This is a genomic window from Zhengella sedimenti (assembly GCF_046506625.1).
Taxonomy (GTDB): domain Bacteria; phylum Pseudomonadota; class Alphaproteobacteria; order Rhizobiales; family Rhizobiaceae; genus Zhengella; species Zhengella sedimenti.
In genome coordinates this window covers 809,488-827,497 of sequence record NZ_JBKFFP010000001.1, presented here as the reverse complement: position 1 = coordinate 827,497, position 18,010 = coordinate 809,488, and the positions used below count along the sequence as shown (strand labels likewise).

The 18,010-nt window shown below is 64.8% G+C and carries 22 protein-coding genes, 1 other RNA gene and 1 riboswitch; of the genes, 13 read left to right on the top strand and 10 right to left on the bottom strand.

The annotated features are described in order from the left end of the window. Nucleotides 1-51 precede the first annotated feature (51 nt). Both ACLB6G_RS04125 and ssrS read right to left on the bottom strand, forming a co-directional pair. Nucleotides 52-657 carry a 5-formyltetrahydrofolate cyclo-ligase gene (locus ACLB6G_RS04125; protein WP_410354834.1) on the bottom strand — a complete coding sequence of 202 codons (606 nt, stop codon included), beginning with the start codon at nt 655-657 and terminating at the stop codon, nt 52-54. Nucleotides 658-718: 61 nt separating this feature from the next. Beyond that, nucleotides 719-876: non-coding RNA, 6S RNA (ssrS, locus tag ACLB6G_RS04120), on the bottom strand. Between the two features lie 305 nt (nt 877-1,181). Between ssrS and ACLB6G_RS04115 the strand changes: the two genes are divergently transcribed. The 4 genes from ACLB6G_RS04115 to ACLB6G_RS04100 all read left to right on the top strand — a co-directional run bounded on the left by ACLB6G_RS04115 (nt 1,182) and on the right by ACLB6G_RS04100 (nt 3,448). Then, nucleotides 1,182-1,445 (top strand): hypothetical protein, encoded by a 264-nt coding sequence (locus ACLB6G_RS04115; RefSeq protein ID WP_410354833.1) that lies wholly within the window; start codon nt 1,182-1,184, stop codon nt 1,443-1,445. A 47-nt stretch (nt 1,446-1,492) separates the two neighbouring features. Next, nucleotides 1,493-1,756 (top strand): hypothetical protein, encoded by a 264-nt coding sequence (locus tag ACLB6G_RS04110; protein WP_410354832.1) that lies wholly within the window; start codon nt 1,493-1,495, stop codon nt 1,754-1,756. 131 nt (nt 1,757-1,887) lie between these two features. Further along, nucleotides 1,888-2,730 carry an AAA family ATPase gene (locus ACLB6G_RS04105; RefSeq protein WP_410354831.1) on the top strand — a complete coding sequence of 281 codons (843 nt, stop codon included), beginning with the start codon at nt 1,888-1,890 and terminating at the stop codon, nt 2,728-2,730. Nucleotides 2,731-2,734: 4 nt separating this feature from the next. Continuing rightward, entirely contained in the window at nt 2,735-3,448 is a 714-nt protein-coding gene (locus ACLB6G_RS04100; protein ID WP_410354830.1) for a DUF2161 domain-containing phosphodiesterase, read from the top strand. On the opposite strand, the gene ACLB6G_RS04095 is transcribed toward ACLB6G_RS04100, so the two are convergent. Beyond that, complete coding sequence (locus tag ACLB6G_RS04095; protein ID WP_410354829.1) at nt 3,426-4,427, bottom strand: fatty acid desaturase; 1,002 nt, start codon at nt 4,425-4,427, stop codon at nt 3,426-3,428. The genes ACLB6G_RS04100 and ACLB6G_RS04095 overlap by 23 nt on opposite strands. Nucleotides 4,428-4,574: 147 nt before the next feature. Further along, nucleotides 4,575-4,653: riboswitch (SAM riboswitch) on the top strand. Between the two features lie 59 nt (nt 4,654-4,712). Between ACLB6G_RS04095 and metA the strand changes: the two genes are divergently transcribed. The 5 genes from metA to minE all read left to right on the top strand — a co-directional run bounded on the left by metA (nt 4,713) and on the right by minE (nt 8,046). Further along, a complete protein-coding gene (gene metA, locus ACLB6G_RS04090; RefSeq protein WP_410354828.1) occupies nt 4,713-5,645 on the top strand; it encodes a homoserine O-acetyltransferase MetA in 933 nt (310 codons plus the stop codon). Nucleotides 5,646-5,658: 13 nt separating this feature from the next. Next, on the top strand, nt 5,659-6,120 hold the full coding sequence (locus ACLB6G_RS04085; RefSeq protein WP_410354827.1) for a GNAT family N-acetyltransferase: 462 nt from the start codon (nt 5,659-5,661) through the stop codon (nt 6,118-6,120). A gap of 103 nt (nt 6,121-6,223) precedes the next feature. Continuing rightward, a complete protein-coding gene (gene minC, locus ACLB6G_RS04080; protein WP_410354826.1) occupies nt 6,224-6,940 on the top strand; it encodes a septum site-determining protein MinC in 717 nt (238 codons plus the stop codon). A 30-nt stretch (nt 6,941-6,970) separates the two neighbouring features. Then, nucleotides 6,971-7,786 (top strand): septum site-determining protein MinD, encoded by an 816-nt coding sequence (gene minD, locus ACLB6G_RS04075; protein WP_410354825.1) that lies wholly within the window; start codon nt 6,971-6,973, stop codon nt 7,784-7,786. Beyond that, nucleotides 7,783-8,046 (top strand): cell division topological specificity factor MinE, encoded by a 264-nt coding sequence (minE, locus tag ACLB6G_RS04070; RefSeq protein WP_410354824.1) that lies wholly within the window; start codon nt 7,783-7,785, stop codon nt 8,044-8,046. Before minD ends, minE begins: the two co-directional genes overlap by 4 nt. A gap of 113 nt (nt 8,047-8,159) precedes the next feature. Here minE and ACLB6G_RS04065 read toward each other — a convergent pair whose 3' ends face one another. After that, nucleotides 8,160-8,483 (bottom strand): helix-turn-helix domain-containing protein, encoded by a 324-nt coding sequence (locus ACLB6G_RS04065; protein ID WP_410354823.1) that lies wholly within the window; start codon nt 8,481-8,483, stop codon nt 8,160-8,162. A gap of 3 nt (nt 8,484-8,486) precedes the next feature. Further along, the gene (locus ACLB6G_RS04060) at nt 8,487-8,807 is read right to left on the bottom strand and encodes a hypothetical protein (RefSeq protein ID WP_410354822.1); all 321 of its coding nucleotides are present in this window, start codon (nt 8,805-8,807) and stop codon (nt 8,487-8,489) included. A gap of 176 nt (nt 8,808-8,983) precedes the next feature. Between ACLB6G_RS04060 and ACLB6G_RS04055 the strand changes: the two genes are divergently transcribed. Together ACLB6G_RS04055 and ACLB6G_RS04050 are read left to right on the top strand one after the other, a co-directional pair. Beyond that, on the top strand, nt 8,984-10,174 hold the full coding sequence (locus ACLB6G_RS04055) for a vWA domain-containing protein (protein WP_410354821.1): 1,191 nt from the start codon (nt 8,984-8,986) through the stop codon (nt 10,172-10,174). A 56-nt stretch (nt 10,175-10,230) separates the two neighbouring features. Next, nucleotides 10,231-12,273, top strand: a complete 2,043-nt coding sequence (locus ACLB6G_RS04050; RefSeq protein ID WP_410354820.1) for an acyltransferase family protein — start codon at nt 10,231-10,233, stop codon at nt 12,271-12,273. A 48-nt stretch (nt 12,274-12,321) separates the two neighbouring features. Here ACLB6G_RS04050 and ACLB6G_RS04045 read toward each other — a convergent pair whose 3' ends face one another. From ACLB6G_RS04045 to ACLB6G_RS04035, 3 genes are all read right to left on the bottom strand, one after another. Next, nucleotides 12,322-12,579 (bottom strand): DUF2312 domain-containing protein, encoded by a 258-nt coding sequence (locus tag ACLB6G_RS04045; protein ID WP_410354819.1) that lies wholly within the window; start codon nt 12,577-12,579, stop codon nt 12,322-12,324. Nucleotides 12,580-12,716: 137 nt separating this feature from the next. Next, entirely contained in the window at nt 12,717-13,025 is a 309-nt protein-coding gene (locus ACLB6G_RS04040; RefSeq protein ID WP_410354818.1) for a DUF1244 domain-containing protein, read from the bottom strand. Next, a complete protein-coding gene (locus tag ACLB6G_RS04035; RefSeq protein WP_410354817.1) occupies nt 13,022-13,840 on the bottom strand; it encodes an N-formylglutamate amidohydrolase in 819 nt (272 codons plus the stop codon). The genes ACLB6G_RS04040 and ACLB6G_RS04035 overlap by 4 nt, the downstream gene beginning before the upstream one ends. Before the next feature lie 198 nt (nt 13,841-14,038). Between ACLB6G_RS04035 and ACLB6G_RS04030 the strand changes: the two genes are divergently transcribed. Both ACLB6G_RS04030 and pyk read left to right on the top strand, forming a co-directional pair. Next, complete coding sequence (locus ACLB6G_RS04030; RefSeq protein ID WP_410354816.1) at nt 14,039-14,512, top strand: DUF1036 domain-containing protein; 474 nt, start codon at nt 14,039-14,041, stop codon at nt 14,510-14,512. A gap of 109 nt (nt 14,513-14,621) precedes the next feature. After that, nucleotides 14,622-16,058, top strand: coding sequence for a pyruvate kinase (gene pyk / locus ACLB6G_RS04025; protein ID WP_410355164.1), 1,437 nt, complete (start codon nt 14,622-14,624; stop codon nt 16,056-16,058). Here the strand turns inward: pyk and ACLB6G_RS04020 are convergent. Together ACLB6G_RS04020 and ACLB6G_RS04015 are read right to left on the bottom strand one after the other, a co-directional pair. Beyond that, a complete protein-coding gene (locus ACLB6G_RS04020; protein ID WP_410354815.1) occupies nt 16,002-16,799 on the bottom strand; it encodes an SGNH/GDSL hydrolase family protein in 798 nt (265 codons plus the stop codon). The genes pyk and ACLB6G_RS04020 overlap by 57 nt on opposite strands. A gap of 10 nt (nt 16,800-16,809) precedes the next feature. Then, nucleotides 16,810-18,006: a phosphoglycerate kinase gene (locus ACLB6G_RS04015; RefSeq protein WP_410354814.1), complete on the bottom strand. Its 1,197-nt coding sequence runs from the start codon at nt 18,004-18,006 to the stop codon at nt 16,810-16,812. Between the last annotated feature and the right edge of the window lie 4 nt (nt 18,007-18,010).

Below are 18,010 nucleotides of genomic sequence, written 5' to 3'. Positions count from 1 at the left end.
CCTTGGTCCGCCCCTTGTGAACTTTGTCACACGGGCCACCGTGCCCGCCTTTCACCGCATATCCGTTTCGGCCTGCAGGGCGCCATCGAACGGGCGTAAGCCGCTTTCGGTCCAGATCGCATCGAGCGGAACGTCGTGGGCCTCGGCCGGCACGGCGTCGACCTGCTGGCAATCAAAGGCCATGCCGATGAGTCGCGGCCGGTTGCCGGCCGCGCGCAACCCGGCAATGGCCCGGTCGTAATAGCCCGCGCCATAGCCGATCCGGTTGCCGGCCGCATCGAAGGCCGCCAGCGGCATGAGCATCAGGCCCGGTTGCAGGCGTTCGGCCTCCGGCGGCGGGGCGAGCGTGCCGAACCCGTTGTCGATGAGGGGAGAACCGCGCACCAGGGCGCGAAACTCGATGGTCTGCCGGTCGATCATCGCAGGCACGCAGAGCCGCGCGCCCCGCGCCGCCAGCGCCATCATCAGCGGCCGGATGTCCAGTTCGGTCCGGATGGGAAGGAAGCCGGAGACCACCTCTCCCGGATCGAGCGCGACCAATCCGGCCTCGTCTGAGAGCTTCATGGCCACCTCGATGCGGTAACCGGCATCCAGCCGGTCGCGGCGTGCCAGCGCCTCCATGCGCAATTGCTTCTTGATGGATTTCGTTTCGCTCATGGCCCGCTTATGCCGGGGCGATGCCCGTTTGGCTAGCCGGGATGCGACACTGAAGGCCAAGGTGCGATCCACGGCGACCGATGGAAAGATTGATCCCGGGAACCTACAGCGTAGGTGGGCGCCGTATGACCAAGCCCACGGGCAAGACCAGGGACAGCTCCCTAGGAGATCAATAAGGCCCCGGGGAAGTGTTATTCCTGTCGGGAAGCGCAGACCGCACATGCAATATAGGCCTGTGCAGGCCTCTTCGCCAGTCCCGCCAGACAGCGGCGTGACGATTGTTCACAGAAGAGCGAACACACTGTTCTTCAAAGATTTTTCTATAAATCCGCATTCACGAAAACGCGACTGAACGATCACGAAAAGGTCGCTCTTCGTTGTTTTGCAAGTGTGCCGGCCCTGCACCATCTTCCACTTATCGGAACGCGGACAACCCGCGCCGGACCTGATCCCGGGAAGGGACAGTCGAACAGCCGGGCCCTCCTCCCAAGACCCCGGCCGCACCATGAAGAAGGAAGAACACCATGAAGAAGTTCGTCATCGCCGCATCGCTCGTCGTCGCCGCCACCGGCATGGCCGCCGCCGAAAGCAACGTTCTCTACACCGGCAACTACTCCGCCAGCGTCATCGAACAGTATGGCGCGCCCGGCGTCATGGCTTCCGGCACCGTGAACTACGACATCGACCGCACCGCCACGGCGTCCATCACCGCGCCGTCCGCCGGCGACCGCATGGTCCATGGCAACTACTCCGCCAATGTGACCGCGTTCGACCGCTACGGCCGCTGATCACCTTCCAGCAGTCTCATCAACACATCGCAACAAGGATCAGAACCATGAAGAAGCTCATCATCGCCGCATCGCTCGTCGTCGCCGCCACCGGCATGGCCGCCGCCGAAAGCAACGTTCTCTACACGGGCAACTATTCCGCAAGCGTCCTGGAGCGGCATGGCGCGGCCGGCGTCACCCCGATCGCCTCCGTCGATTACGATCTCGACCGCACCGCCACGGCGTCCATCACCGCGCCGTCCGCCGGCGACCGGATGGTTTATGGCAATTATTCCGGCAATGTGACGGCGTTCGACCTCTACGGCCGTTGATCGCCGATCCGGCCCTGACCGGTGAAAGGCCCGCGCCTGGCGCGGGCCTTTTGCTGTCCGGCCCTTGCGGATGCCGGGCGCGCTGCCTAATGTCGCCGCCGGCAGGACAAAGGCAAAAGGCAAGGGAGCCCATGCGTTTCGAGGGAACCGAACATTACGTCGCCGACAAGGATCTGATGATCGCTGTCAACAGCGCCATCGCGCTGGAGCGCCCGCTTCTCGTCAAGGGCGAGCCGGGCACGGGCAAGACGGAACTCGCCAAGCAGGTGGCCGCCGCGCTCGGCCTCGATCTCATCGAGTGGCACATCAAGTCGACCACCAAGGCGCAGCAGGGGCTCTACGAATATGACGCCGTCAGCCGCCTGCGCGACAGCCAGCTCGGCGACGAGCGTTTCAACGACATCCGCAACTACATCAAGCGCGGCAAGCTGTGGGAAGCCTTCCAGGCCGAACGCAAGATCGTCCTGTTGATCGACGAGATCGACAAGGCCGACATCGAGTTCCCCAACGACCTGTTGCAGGAACTCGACAAGATGGAATTCCATGTCTACGAGACCGGCGAGACCGTGCGCGCGAAAGTCCGGCCCATCGTCATCATCACCTCGAACAACGAGAAGGAACTGCCGGACGCCTTCCTGCGCCGCTGCTTCTTCCATTACATCCGCTTCCCCGATGCCGAGACGCTGAAAAGGATCGTCGACGTACATTATCCGGGGATCAAGCAGCGCCTCGTCTCCCAGGCGCTCAGCCAGTTCTACGAGATCCGCGACGTGCCCGGCCTGAAGAAGAAGCCGTCCACCTCCGAGGCGCTCGACTGGATCCGCCTGCTCGTCGCCGACGAAGTGGATCCCGAAACCCTGCGCTCCGACCCGAAGAACGCCCTGCCCAAGCTGCATGGCGCGCTTCTGAAGAACGAGCAGGACGTCCACCTTTTCGAACGGATGGCCTTCCTCGCCCGCCAGCGCGGCAATTGAGGCCATGGCCGGGCGGGCCGGCGCCGGTGGCGGCAGGGTTCGCCCGCGCGAAACCGATCTCTACCAGCCCGTCAAGGCCCTGCTGGAACGCCAGGGCTACACGGTCAAGGGTGAGATCGGCGCGGCCGACATCGTCGCAAGGCGCGGCGGCGAGGATCCGGTGATCGTGGAATTGAAGGCCGGGTTTTCATTGACCCTTTTCCATCAGGCCATCGAGCGCCAGAAGATCACCGACCATGTCTATGTCGCCGTGCCGCGCGGGACCGGTGCGGCATTTCACAAGGCGTTGAAGGCGAACATCGCGCTGTGCCGGCGGCTCGGCCTCGGCCTCATCACCATCCGCCTGGCCGACGGCTTCGCAGAGATCCGCCTCGATCCGGCCCCCTACAGCCCGCGCAAGTCGAAGCCGCGCAAGGGCCGCCTTCTCAGGGAGTTCGAACGGCTTGTCGGCGATCCGAATACCGGCGGGTCCGTGCGCACCGCCATCACGACGGCCTACCGCCAGGACGCCATGCTCTGCCTCGCCCATCTGGCGTGCAACGGGCCAAGCAAGGCCGCGCTCGTGGCCCGTGCGACCGGGGTGGAAACGGCCCGGCGCATCATGGCGGACAATCACTATGGCTGGTTCGAGAGGGTCGCGACCGGGATCTACGCCATGAGCCCGAAAGGGCGCGAGGCGGCCGGCCAGGCCGCGCCTACGCCGCCTCCATCCGCCTGAAGTCGGCAAAGGAGACCAACCTGTGGGTGGGCTCATCCCATAGCGTCAGGCGGACGCATTTCAGGCTCTGCCAGAAGGTCAGGCGGCCCTTGTCGCGGAATTCCGGATAGGCCTTCAGCACTTCGGGCAGGCGCCAGAAGGGCACGCGCGCCGCAAGGTGATGCACATGGTGGATGCCGATATAGCCGGTGGCCCACATCAGCGGCCGCGGCAGGTCATAGAACGAGGATCCCTCGAGGGCGGCCTGCTCGCGCTCCCATTCCGGCGCCCGCGCCCAGAAGGTCGGGTCGAACTGGTGCTGGATGTAGAAGAGCCACACGCCGGCCACCGCGCCCATCAGGATCACCGGAAGATGGACCGCCAACATCACCTGCCAGCCGAAGACGTACCACAACGCGCCGTGGAAAAGGAGAATCCCGGCATTGGTGCCGAGCGCGGAAACCCAGGCTTCACGGCGGTCGGTGAAACCCGAAGGCCAGCGTTGCTGGACCAGGAACACATAGGCCGGCCCGATGACGAACATCACCAGCGGATGGCGGTAGGCGCGATAGGCAAGCCGGCCCCACAAGCCCAGCGCGCGGTATTCCTCCGTCGTCAGCGTGCTGATGTCGCCGATGCCGCGCCGGTCGAGATTGCCGGAACCGGCATGATGCAGGTTGTGGCTGTGGCGCCAGTAGCCATAGGGTGTGAAGGTCAGCACGCCGAGCAACCTGCCGACTCGGTCGTTCAGCGCCGCCGTGGTGAACAGCGAACCGTGACCGCAATCGTGCTGGATGATGAACAGCCGCACCAGCATGAGCGCCGCAAGCGGCAGAAGCGGCAGCGACAGCAGCCAATGGCCTGCGGCAAAAAGCAGCGCCGCCGCCAGCCAGAGCACAGCCAGGAGTCCGAGCGTCAATGCCAGTTCGCGAAATCCGCGCCTGTCATCGGCTTGTGCGAACGACCGCAAGCGGCCGCTCCAGCGCTTTGTATCCTTCATGGTCCTCCCCGTCCGCCGCCAGGCGGCAAAGTCTGGTGATCTTGTTTTCTGCCCGGTAAACGTTTTTTCCGTCAAAAGCGAGGCCAACTGTTGTCGCACTTGCGGCAAATGACGTGGCAGATTGACCCTGTGAGCGCCAAGCGCTAGTTTCGCCGCCGTGGTGATTTGGCCGGCCGGCTTGCAGCCACGTAAAACAACTCGCTAAAAGGGCCGCGGACAGCAGGAGCGTCACGGAACCGGCAGCGAAGTCATTGCGGCCGGTCGTTAGAGTTCTGGAGTCCGAACATGCCGATCCGCATTCCCGATGCCCTCCCCGCCCGCGACATCCTCGTGCGCGAGGGCGTGTCCGTGATGAACGAATCATCCGCGATTCGCCAGGACATCCGGCCGTTGCAGATCGCGCTCCTGAACCTGATGCCCAACAAGATCCGCACCGAGACCCAGATCGCGCGGCTGATCGGTGCCACACCGCTTCAGATCGAGTTCTCGCTGGTGCGCGTGAGCGGCCACACGCCGAAGAACACGCCGGCCGATCACCTGATTTCCTTCTACCAGACCTGGGAAGAAGTCCGGCACCGCAAGTTCGACGGATTCATCATCACCGGCGCGCCTATTGAACTGCTGCCCTTCGAGGACGTGGCCTACTGGGAGGAAATGGAAGCCATCTTCGACTGGACGGTAACCAACGTCCACTCCACCTTCAACATCTGCTGGGGCGCCATGGCCGCCATCTGGCACTTCCACAAGGTGCCGAAATACGCGCTGGAAAAGAAGGCGTTCGGCGTCTACCGCCACAAGAACCTCAACCCCGTCTCGCCCTATCTCGCCGGCTTTTCGGACGATTTCCAGATCCCGGTCTCGCGCTGGACAGAGGTGCGCAAGGCCGACCTGGAAGGCAAGAACGGCCTGGAACTGCTGATGGACAGCCCCGACACCGGTCCCTGCCTGATATCCGAGAAGGCCGGCAACCGGCTCTACATCTTCAATCACATCGAGTATGATTCCACCTCGCTGAAGGAGGAGTACGAGCGCGATGTCGCGGCCCATGTGCCGATTTCAGTGCCGCACAACTACTACCCGGACGACAACCCGGCCAACCAGCCGCTCAATCGCTGGCGCTCCCACGCCCATCTCCTGTTCGGCAACTGGATCAACCAGGTCTACCAGACCACTCCCTTCGACATGGATGATATCGGACGCGACCGCCAATGGCTGTGATTGTGAGGATGTGATGACGCAAATCGCGGGACTGACGATCCGGCCGCTGGAAGCCGGAGATGAAGAGCAATGGCGCCGGCTCTGGACGGCCTATCTGGACTTCTACGAGACAGCGGTGTCCGAAGAGGTATACCGCTCGTCCTTCGAACGCATTCTGCGCGGCAATGCCGGGGCTCCGGGCGAATTTCGCGGCCTGCTGGCGCTGAAGGATGGCAGGCCGGTCGGCCTTGTCCATTTCCTGTTCCATCGCCACGGCTGGAAGATCGAGGACGTCTGCTATCTGCAGGACCTCTATGCCGATCCGCAGGTGCGCGGCACCGGTGTCGGACGCGCATTGATCGAGGCGGTCTATGCCGCCGCCGACGCGCAAGGATGTCCCGCGGTCTACTGGCTGACGCAGGAATTCAACCATGAAGCCCGCAGGCTCTATGACCGTGTCGCCACGGTGACGCCCTTCATCAAGTATGCCCGTTAGGCCACCCGCCGGACTGCCATCTGGCGGCATGGCGCGGGGCGCCCCGTTAACCATTTGTTAACCATGGTTAACCTATCCATCAGGTAAGAGAATCTTTACCTGGATGACCAGAGTGTTAACCGGCACGACCCAAGCCATTCGCCTCAAGGGACGCTCGTTCCTGGCCATCGTCCTGAGCCCGGAACTGCCGCTCGACGACTGGTTCGAGCGTTTCGACGCGCTCGCTTCCCGTTCGGCGGGTTACTTCCTCAAGCGCCCCGTCATGCTCGACGTGACCGGAATGGAGATTGACGGCGCCATGCTGCGCGATCTCGTCATGCGGTTGGCCGACAGGAATGTCCGCATCATGGGGATCGAGGGGGCCGGCGCGACCGAACTCGGGCCCGATCTGCCGCCCGCCATGAGCGGCGGCCTGCCCGCATCGGCCGTGGAGGGCGACGATGAGGGTGGCGCCATGGCACCGGGGCAGACGCCGGCAACGGAACCGGCGAATGCCCCCGCGCTCATGGTCACCGAGCCGGTGCGATCCGGACAGGCCCTGGTCAGCGATGGCGACATCACCATTATCGGTTCCGTCGCTTCGGGTGCCGAGGTCATCGCTGGCGGTTCCGTCCACGTCTACGGCACGTTGCGCGGACGCGTGATGGCCGGATCGGGCGGCGATGGCCGGGCACGCATCTTCTGCCGCCGGCTGGAGGCCGAACTCGTCGCGATCGCCGGATATTACCAGACCTCCGAGGATCTGGATCCCGGCCTGCATGGCCAGCCCGTGCAACTCTGGCTGGAAGGCGAAAGCATATTGGCGCAGCGATTCAACTGAACCCGGCTGGGTTCGAAGAGGGAGAACGGAATGGGCAAGGTGATCGTGGTCACGTCCGGCAAGGGCGGGGTGGGCAAGACGACGTCGACGGCGGCGCTCGGCGCGGCCCTGGCGCAGAACGGCGACAAGGTCGTCGTGGTGGATTTCGACGTGGGCCTGCGCAATCTCGACCTGGTCATGGGCGCCGAGCGGCGCGTCGTCTATGACCTGATCAACGTGATCCAGGGCGAGGCGAAGCTGGCGCAGGCGCTGATTCGCGACAAGCGCCTCCAGTCGCTCTACCTGCTGCCGGCTTCCCAGACCCGCGACAAGGACAAGCTGACGGCTGAAGGCGTGGAGAAGGTGATCACGGCGCTGAAAAGCGCCTTCGACTGGGTCATCTGTGACAGCCCGGCCGGGATCGAGCGCGGCGCCACGCTGGCCATGCGCCATGCCGACGCCGCCATCGTCGTCACCAATCCGGAAGTGTCTTCGGTGCGCGATTCCGACCGCATCATCGGCCTGCTCGATTCCAAGACGGCCAAGGCGGAAGCCGGCGAGCGCGTCGAGAAGCACCTCCTCCTGAACCGTTACGATCCCAACCGGGCTGCCAGCGGCGACATGCTGAATGTCGACGATGTGCTCGAGATCCTGTCGATCCCGCTGCTGGGCATCATCCCGGAGAGCCCGAACATCCTGCGCGCCTCCAACATCGGCTCGCCCGTGACCCTGTGCGATGCGTCGAGCACCACCGCCCAGGCCTATTTCAACGCCGCGCGGCGGCTGGCCGGCGAGGCGGTTCCGGTGACCGTCCCCGGCGAGAGGCGCAGTTTCTTCGAGAAGATCTTCGGAAGGAAGGCTGCATGAAAATCCTGGGCTTTTTCCGGAAGCGGGCGTCCGCCTCGGCGGCGCGGGAACGGCTTCAGATACTCCTTGCCCACGAACGGGCATCCGTCAGCGGTTTCGATCTCGTCGCGGTCCTGCGCGAGGAGATCCTCGCCGTGATCGCCAAGCATGTGCAGGTCGACAGCCGTCATGTGCGCGTCAAGATGGAACGCGGCATGCCTGTCTCGACCCTCGAGGTGGATGTCGAGATTCCCTTCGACGCGCGCGCACGGGCGGCCTGACCGCCTGGCATCAAGGTTCATGCGCCCCGGGCGGAGGCAAGCATGGCAAGGCCCCGGACAGCATCTGTCCGGGGCCTTGATTTTCCGGGCGGCGGGCGATGCCGGATGCCGGTTCAGTCCACCCCTTCCAGGTCCAGCACCAGTTCCGGCCGTTTCTCGATCAGCGAGAGCAGCTTGCGCGCCGGACCGGTCGGATAGCGCCGCCCCTGCTCCCAGTTGCGCAGCGTGGTGACCGGAATGCCGAGCTTGGTCGCGAAGCCTTCCTGCGTGAGTTTCAGCTTCTTGCGTAGCTTGGCCACATCGGGCACTTCGATCTCGAAGGTGTGGACGGTGACTTTCGAATCATCGCCGTTGAACCACATGTAGGCCTGCTCGAGCGACTCCGCGAGATCGGCTGCCGCCTGTTCCGGTGTCTTCTTCGCCTTGATCCGCGCCATTGCCTATACTCCAAACAGCCTTTTCAGCTTTCCGATCCGGTCGACCCAGAGCCAGAACCGGTCTGACAACCCCGTTTCCGGGGCCGATGCCGGGCGTAGTTCCACGAGGATCAGACGGGAAAGATCGTCCGTCAGCACATAAGTGAACACGAACCCAGCCGAATGCCACTCCCATAGCCGCGATTGACCATTTTTCTGGACACCGATGACAGGATCCGAACGAAGCTGTTCCAGCTTGCGCGCCTTGACCGTCTCTTCCAGCCCGTACATCGCACAATCGAGCTTGAAGCGCTCGGTCTCCGCGATCTCGATCCTCAGCATCATGCACAGGCCCATCATATACGCCAGCGGCGCAGCAAGTTCAATGGTTTTCTACGCCACTGGCGCAGGATATGGATCTCTCAAGGCTTGAAAAAGGTTGTCCTGAAAGATTGCATCAACCAGAATATGCAGCATGAAACGGGCTGACAAGGCCAATCCGGCCGTCTATCCTGCCGCCCATGTTCATACCCTTCTTCCTTGAACTCAAGGCCGCCAAGATCCCCGTTTCCCTGCGCGAGTTTCTCTCGCTGCTGGAAGGCATGGAAGCCGGGCTCGTCACCTATGACGTCGAGGGCTTCTACTATCTCGCCCGCACGGCACTGGTGAAGGACGAGCGTTACATCGACCGTTTCGACCAGGTGTTCTCCCATGCCTTCAAGGGCGTGGAAGCGGTCTCCGGCGAGGGCGCGGTGGACGTGATGAACCTGCCGGAGGAATGGCTCCGCCGGCTGGCCGAAAAGCACCTCACCGACGAGGAAAAGAAGCTGGTCGAAAGCCTTGGCGGCTTCGAAAAGCTGATGGAGACGCTGAAACAGCGGCTGGAGGAACAGAAGGGCCGCCACCAGGGCGGCTCCAAGTGGATCGGCACGGCCGGAACCTCGCCTTTCGGCGCCTATGGCTACAACCCCGAGGGTGTGCGCATCGGCCAGCACGAAAGCCGGCACCGCCGCGCCGTGAAGGTCTGGGACAAGCGCGAATTCAGGAACTTCGACGACGGCGTCGAGATCGGCACGCGCAACATCAAGGTCGCGCTGAAGCGCCTGCGCCGCTGGGTCCGCGAGGGTGCGGAGGAGGAATTCGACCTGCCCGGGACCATCCGCGCCACCGCCGAGCACGGCTATCTAGACCCGCAGACACGGCCCGAACGGCGCAACGCGGTCAAGCTCCTGATGTTCTTCGATGTGGGTGGCTCGATGGACGACCACATCCGCGTCGTGGAGGAATTGTTCTCCGCCGCCCGCGCCGAGTTCAAGCACATGGACTATTTCTACTTCCACAACTGCCTCTACGAGGGCCTGTGGAAGGACAACCGCCGGCGCCACGCCGAGGTCATGCCCACCTTCGACGTGCTCCACAAATACGGGCCCGACTACAAGGTGATCTTTGTCGGCGATGCGTCCATGAGCCCCTACGAGATCGCCTATGCCGGCGGGTCGGTGGAGCACTGGAACGCTGAGCCGGGCGCCGTCTGGCTGCAACGCGCGCTGGCCCAATGGCCGAATGCCGCATGGATCAACCCGGTGCGCAAGGCCCATTGGGACTACACCCATTCCATCCGCATGATCCGCGACATCTTTTCCGACCGCATGTATCCCCTCACCCTCAAGGGTCTGGAGGAGGCGACACGGCAGCTCAGCCGCAAGCACTGACCGCGGCCCTTCTCCTTCCCTCGCTATTGCATGACATTCGAATATGACGCTAGACGGTGAGCCGACCTCAGCCGGGAACGCCGCTCGTCATGAAATACCGCTCGGAAATCGATGGCCTGCGCGCATTTGCGGTCGTCCCCGTCATCCTGTTTCACGCCGGTGCTTCCGTTTTTTCCGGAGGTTATGCCGGCGTCGACGTCTTCTTCGTCATTTCCGGCTATCTCATCGCCGGCATCCTGATCGACGACATGGACGCGGGCCGGTTCTCGATCTGGCGGTTCTACGAGCGGCGCATCAGGCGCATCGCGCCGGCGCTGGCCGTGGTCGTGCTTGCCTGCATCCCTTTCGCCTGGATGTGGATGTTTCCCTCCGACTTCAAGTATTTCGGCCTTGCCGCCGGGGCCGCGGCGATATCGCTGAGCAATTTCGTCTTCTGGCAGCGCGCCGGCTATTTCGACACGGCCGCCGAACTCAAGCCCCTGCTTCACACATGGAGCCTTGGCGTCGAGGAACAGTTCTACCTCCTCTTCCCGCTGCTCCTCCTGGCCTTCTGGCGCTTCGGGTGGCGGCGTTTCAGTGCAATCCTTCTGGCGATTTGCGTGGTTAGCCTGATCCTTGCCGAGGCCACGGTCAGGCGATGGCCCGATGCTGCCTTCTACCTACCCCATACCCGGATCTGGGAACTGGGCGCGGGCGTTCTGTGCGCCATTGCCGAACGCAAGACGCGATTGCCGAACATCCCGCTCGCCGGACTCGCCGGTCTTCTTGCCGTGGCTCTTTCCATGGTCATGCTGGGACGCTCCACGCCATGGCCGTCGCTGTGGACCCTGCTGCCGGTTGGCGGCACGGCATTGGTCATCCTGTTCGCCCGCGCTGGCACGCCGGCCGCGCGCATTCTTTCCTTTTCGCCCTTCGTCTGGATCGGCCTCATCAGTTACAGCGCCTATCTGTGGCACCAGCCCCTGTTCGCCTTCGCCCGCATTCGCAGCGCCGGCGATCCGCCGGCATGGATCATGGCCGCGCTCTGCGCTGCCACCTTCATCCTTGCATTCGCAAGCTGGCGCTACGTCGAGAAGCCCTTCCGCAACCCGGCAAGCCGGGTCTACGGCAACCGCCGCACGGTCTTCGCGGGCGCGGCCGTGGCGATCGCCCTGTTTGCAGGTTTCGGACTGACGGCGATCGCCACCGAAGGCCTGCCTGGCCGTCTGCCGCCGGACCTGAGGGAACTGGCAACGCTGCATGCGCGTGAAAGCGCAGCGCTCGCGCCCTGCCGCCTGCTCGATCCGGCTGTCGATATCGAGGCCCGTGCCTGCATCTTCGGTCAGGAAGGAAACCCGCCCGCCTTCGGGCTGCTCGGCGACAGCCACGCCATGGGAATAGCCCGGACGCTCGGCGCGAAACTCGGTGAACAGGGCGCTGCCATGCGCCAGTTGACCTATCCCGGCTGCATGCCGGTTCTCGGCCTGCGGCGCGCGGCCGACAACAACAGATGCGTGGAGTTCAACCAGGCCTACGCCGCCTATCTCGAGCGCGACGGCACGCCCGGAACCCTGATCATCCTCGCCCACTGGGCCCTCTACGTGAACGGCATCCAGTACGACAATGGCGAAGGCGGCAAGGCGCGGGGCCCGGAAGGCTACTACATTCCCGTCGAGGAACCCGACAGCTTCCGCTGGAGTCCGGGCCGTCTGCCGGCCCTGCAAGCCGCGCTGGACCGGACCATCCGCCGTCACCTCGATGCGGGAAAGCGCATCGCGCTGATCTATCCCGTGCCCGAAGCGGGTTGGGATGTGCCCGCCAAACTGGGCGCGGACCTGCTCAACGGCATACGGAACGATCCGCCGTTATCGACAAGCTACGAACGCTTCCTGGAACGGGTGCGCCCGGTCCATGCCCTTTTCGACGCCATTCCGGACGATCCCCGCTTGATGCGCATCAGGCCTGAGGAAACCTTCTGCGACATGCGTCCGGGCGGACGCTGCCGGCTCGTCCTCGACGGCAAGCCGGCCTACCACGACGAACACCACCTGTCGGGGTCAGGAGCGGACCTCTTGTCGCGCCACATCGTCCGCCGGCTCAAGGAAAAGGGCTGGCTCTGAGGGAACCAGCCCCCTTTGCACAAGTGAGAACGGTTCGGGCAGAACGCGTCACGCCATGCCGAGCGCGGCCTTGTAGAGCTCCAGCATGGCTTCCTGCTCCTGGCGCTCGTTGGCGTCCTGCTTGCGCAGCCGCACGATGGTGCGCAGCGCCTTGGTGTCGAAGCCGTTGCCCTTCGCCTCGGCATAGACATCCTTGATGTCGTCGGCGATGGTCTTCTTCTCTTCCTCCAGCCGCTCGATGCGCTCGATGATCGAGCGAAGCTGGCCGGCGGCAACGGTTTCGGATTCGGCTGTGATGTCGTCCACGGGAAATCTCCGGATGGTTTGCCCGACAGGGTGCAAGGGGAATCGCGGGCAGTTCAGATGGCCCTGTCGATGCCGCAGCCGGACGGCTTGGTCAAGCGCCGGCGTGACGCCATGTGGAAACCGGGGACACTTGCCGGTCAGTGATCCTTCGGCCGGTTGACCTCGAAATCGGCCAGTTGCTTGGCACTGGCCTGCCCCTGGTGCTTCGCCTTCCACTCATCATAGGGCATGCCGTAGATGATCTCCCGGCTTTCGTCCTTGCCAAGATCGATTCCGGCATCGCGGGCGGCATCGAGATACCAGTTGGATAGGCAGTTGCGGCAGAACCCCGCCAGGTTCATCAGGTCGATGTTCTGCACATCCGTGCGCTCGCGCAAATGGCTGACGAGACGGCGGAAGGCGGCGGCTTCCAGGTCACGCTGCTGGCTCTCGCTCAACTTGCTCATGCGGGCACTCCTTTTTCCACCGGTCCGGTTCGCGAGCCGTAATGGCGCGCGACATGGATATCGGGCAGCCGGTTGATCGCGTCAAGCATCGGCGCCAGGCGGCTGGCCCATTCCTCCTGCCCCGTCTCGTCGGCGATCAGGTCCTGCCGGATCTCGATCAGTAGATGGGCAAAGCCCGGCCGGATGGCGTGGGTATACATCGTGTCGCCCTTCAGCGCGCCGTCATAGGGTTCGTTGTCGCCCACGATCAGGCCTGGTTCGGCTGAAAGCATCTCCATGAGCGGGCGCACGGCCCGGTCGTCCCTGTCCCACAGGATGCCCGCGTGCCAGGGCCGCGCCCGGCCCTGCATTTCCGGCGTGAAGGAATGGATGGAGACGATGAAGGGCGCATTGCCCGGCCCCTTGCGCTGGACCGCGGCAATGCGTTCCCACACCGCGGCATGGTAGGGCCGGTAGAAACGCGACAGGCGCCGTTCCCGCTCCGCTTCACTCATCGGGTAGTTCCCCGGGATGATCGTGCCGTCATAGAGCTGGCGGATCAGCGTGGGATCGTCCGGGCCGCGATTGGGGTCGATCAGCAGGCGCGAGAAGCCGGCCATCACCGCCGGTGCTCCGAGCCGCGTGGCGAGCTTGCGCGTCACCGCCTCGACGCCGATGTCGTAGGCGATGTGCCGCTCGAACTCCCATTCCGGCAGCCCGAGCGAGCCGTATTCGCCCGGCAGGTCGCGCCGCGCATGGTCGGCGACGAGCACGAGGCCGAGGCTGTCATCGCCTTCAATCGTGACAAAGGTTTCAAAACGTTGGGGAACGGTCATGGCAGGGGCAGGGCGGCTGGGCAGCCGCATCCATTCGCGGGGTTGACGGACAGGCGGGACATTTGCGCCCCTTTCTAAACAAACTTGCGGCCAAGAAGTAGGCTGCGTTGACATGCCCGTCCACATTTCCCAAAAAAGAACGGCGGTTGGCGCGATGCAACACGGTGTGACCCTTCGCGGGCGGATACAGGTCAGGCAATGAGATCGGCGGCTTTTCGGTGGGGTGCTTCGGCGGTGTTCTGGGCCGCGGCCACCTGTCTGGCGTCCCTGGCGATGACCGGCCAGGCGCGCGCCGACTTCCGCGTGTGCAACGCCACGCAGAACCTCGTCGGCGTGGCCATCGGATACCGCGCCGCCTCCGGCTGGATCACCGAAGGCTGGTGGCATATCGAGGCATCCAGTTGCAAGACGCTGGTGGAGGGCGACCTGTCCTCGCGCTACTACTATCTCTATGCCGAGGATGCGGAGCGCGGCGGGCGCTGGGACGGGCCGATCACCATGTGCGTGGCCGACAAGGAGTTCAAGATCGTCGGCATCAACGACTGCTTCGCCCGTGGCTTCCAGCGCGCCGGCTTCCAGGAATACGACACCGGCGAGCAGGCCAACTGGATGGTGCAATTGACCGACGAGCCTGCGATTCCGACCACGCCCGGCACCGCGCCGAGCAACTGAACCCGGCGCTTTGCCCTGACACGAGAACGTCGCCAATCCGGTTGACCCTGTATGCCGCATCAATTAAAACGATTTAAAAATCAATGTCCGGATGGGATCCATGGATAGCGTGAGACGAAATCGCAAGGCCAAGGTTGTGGCGACGCTTGGCCCGGCCTCCTCGTCGAAGGAAATGATCGAAAAGCTGAGCCGCGCGGGCGCCGACGTTTTCCGCATCAACATGAGCCATGCGAGCCATGACCTGATGCGCGACCTCGTCGCGCGAATCCGCGATGTCGAGACCTCCGTCGGCCGGCCCATCGCCATCCTGGGCGACCTGCAGGGACCCAAGCTGCGCGTCGGCCTGTTCGCCGACGGCAAGGCCACCCTCGAGCCCGGTCAGGCGTTTGTCCTCGACGACAATCCCGAACCCGGCGACGCCCGCCGCGTTCATCTGCCGCATCCCGAGATCCTCGCTTCCGTGGAGCCGGGCCACCGGCTTCTGATCGACGATGGCAAGCTGCAACTCAAGGCCGTTTCGACGGCACCTGGAAAGATCAACTGCACCGTGGTGACGGGCACGAAGATCTCCGACCGGAAGGGTGTTTCCCTGCCGGACACCGACCTGCCCGTCGGCGCCCTGACCGACAAGGACCGCTCCGATCTGCAGGCCCTGCTGGAGACCGGGGTCGACTGGATCGCGCTGTCCTTCATCCAGCGCCCGGAAGACCTGGCCGAAGTGCGCAAGATCGCCCGCGGCCGCGCCGGCATCCTTTCCAAGATCGAGAAGCCGCAGGCCGTGCATCGCCTCGCAGAGATCATCGAACTGTCCGACGCCATCATGGTTGCCCGCGGCGATCTCGGCGTCGAGATGCCCATCGAATCGGTTCCCGGCCTGCAGAAGCAGATCACCCGCACCTGCCGGCGCGAGGGCAAGCCCGTCGTTGTCGCCACGCAGATGCTGGAAAGCATGATCTCTGCCCCCGTGCCGACGCGCGCCGAGGTGTCCGATGTCGCCACGGCGCTGTTCGAGGGCGCCGACGCGGTCATGCTGTCGGCCGAATCGGCGGCCGGCGACTACCCGGAAGAGGCCGTTGCCATGATGGATTCCATCGCCCGGCAGGTCGAGCGCGACCCCACCTACCCCGGCATCATCGCGGCGCAGCGTTCCGAACCCGAATCCACCGGCGCCGATGCCATTGCCGCCGCGGCTCGCCAGATCGCCGAAACGCTGAACCTCTCCGCCATCGTCTGCTACACCTCCTCGGGCACCACCGGCCTGCGTGCCTCGCGCGAGCGCCCCATGGTCCCGGTCATCGCCCTGTCGCCGATCCCGGAGACCGCGCGCCGCCTGACACTTGCCTGGGGTTTGCACTGCGTCGTCACCGAGGATGCCCGCAACGAGGACGACATGGTCGACCGCGCCTGCTCGATCGCCTATCGTGACGGTTTCGGCAAGGCCGGCAGCCGCGTCATCATCACCGCCGGCGTGCCCTTCGGAACACCGGGATCAACCAACATGCTGCGCATCGCCTATATCGGGTCGGACGGCCACGGCGGCGTCTGAGGCCAGCCTCCCTTCTTCTTCCGAGAGGATGACCCGGGCAAGGTTCTCCGCCCAGGTGCGGTAGCCTGCGGCGCTGGCATGGAAGCCGTCCTGCGAGAAGCCCTCCGGCTGCACGTCCTGCAGGGCCGGGACGAGACAGGCCCCCCGCTCCTTGCAAAGCCGCCCGGCCTTGGCGTTGAACGCATCGGCGCGTATGTCGAGAATGCGCGCCAGCGCCCATGGCATGGCCGGCACGCGGCGCATGTCGATCATTTCCGGCCAGTAGATGCGCGCCTGCGGAAACCGCGTCCTGACCGCATAGACCAGGGTTCCGAAATCCCGCTTGAAGCGCGGCAGCGTGTGGAAATTCTTCATGTCGTTGGTGCCGAGCGACAGCACGACATGCGTCCAGTCGCGCGGTTCCACATGCGGCACGACATGGTCGCGCACCTGCGCAGCCACGGCGGAATTGGCCCCGGCGGCGCGACAGGTCACCGGCCGGCCGGTCCGCTCGGCCAGCATCGCGGACAGCTGTCCGGCCAGCGAATCGGCGAACCGCTCCACGCCGACGCCCGCTGCCGAGGAATCGCCGACCACCAGCAGCCGGAACGGTTCACCGGTCCCCGCTATGGAGCCCTCCGGCCCGTCTGCCGGGGGGCTGAGCCGCTGTGTGCGCAACCGCGTGGCGATGCCCTGCCAGGCATAGACCGGGTAGAGCGGCCAGGTCAGCAGCGGTGCCCAGGCGGGATAGCGCCGCGTCATGCCGGCCCCGTCAGGCCTTGAGCGCTTCCACGCCCGGCAGCGCCTTGCCTTCCATCCATTCCAGGAAGGCGCCGCCGGCAGTGGAAACGTAGGTGAACTGGTCGGCCACGCCGGCATGGTTGAGCGCGGCCACCGTATCGCCGCCGCCCGCCACCGAGACGAGTTCGCCAGCAGTGGTGCGTTCCGCCGCCGCACGGGCCGCCGCCACGGTCGCCGCGTCGAACGGCGTGATCTCGAAGGCGCCGAGCGGCCCGTTCCACACCACTGTCGCAGCCTTGCCGATCCAGGTCTTGATGACCTCCACCGAGGCCGGGCCGGTGTCCAGGATCATGGCGTCGGAGGGCACCGCATCGACCGGGACCACGCTGTTTTCGGCATTGGCCGCGAATTCCTTCGCCACCACCGCGTCGGTGGGCAGAACGATGGTCGAACCGGCCTTGTCCGCCGCCGCCATGATGGCGCGCGCCGTGTCGGCCAGGTCATGCTCGCACAGCGACTTGCCCACGTCCTTGCCCTGCGCGGCCAGGAAGGTATTGGCCATGCCGCCGCCGATCACGAGGGCGTCGACGCGGGTGACGAGGTTCTGCAACAGGTCGATCTTGGTGGACACCTTGGCCCCGCCGACAATGGCCACGACGGGGCGCGACGGATTGCCGAGGCCCTTTTCCAGCGCTTCCAGTTCGGCCTGCATGGTGCGCCCGGCATAGGCCGGCAGCTTGTGCGCCAGGCCCTCGGTGGAGGCATGGGCGCGGTGCGCCGCCGAGAAGGCGTCGTTCACATAGAGGTCGCCATTGGCCGCCAGCGCGTCCACGAAGTCCGGCAGGTTCTTCTCCTCGCCCTTGTGAAAGCGGGTGTTCTCCAGCAGCAGGATGTCGCCATTGTTCATGCGCCCGATGGCGGCCTGCGCCTCCGCGCCCACCGTTTCCGGCTCGAAGACGACGCGCTGGTCGAGCACCTGCTCGATGGCCGGCGCAATCGGCTTGAGCGACATGTCGGGCACGACCTCGCCCTTCGGCCGGCCGAAATGGGCCAGCAGGATGACCTTGGCGCCCTTGGCGGACAGCTCCGAAATGGTCGGCGCAACGCGTTCGATCCGGGTCGTGTCGGTCACCACGCCGTCCTTCACCGGAACGTTGATGTCCACGCGCACCAGTACGCGCTTGCCGGCGATGTCGCCCATGTCGTCGATGGTCCTGAAGGCGGCCATGAAG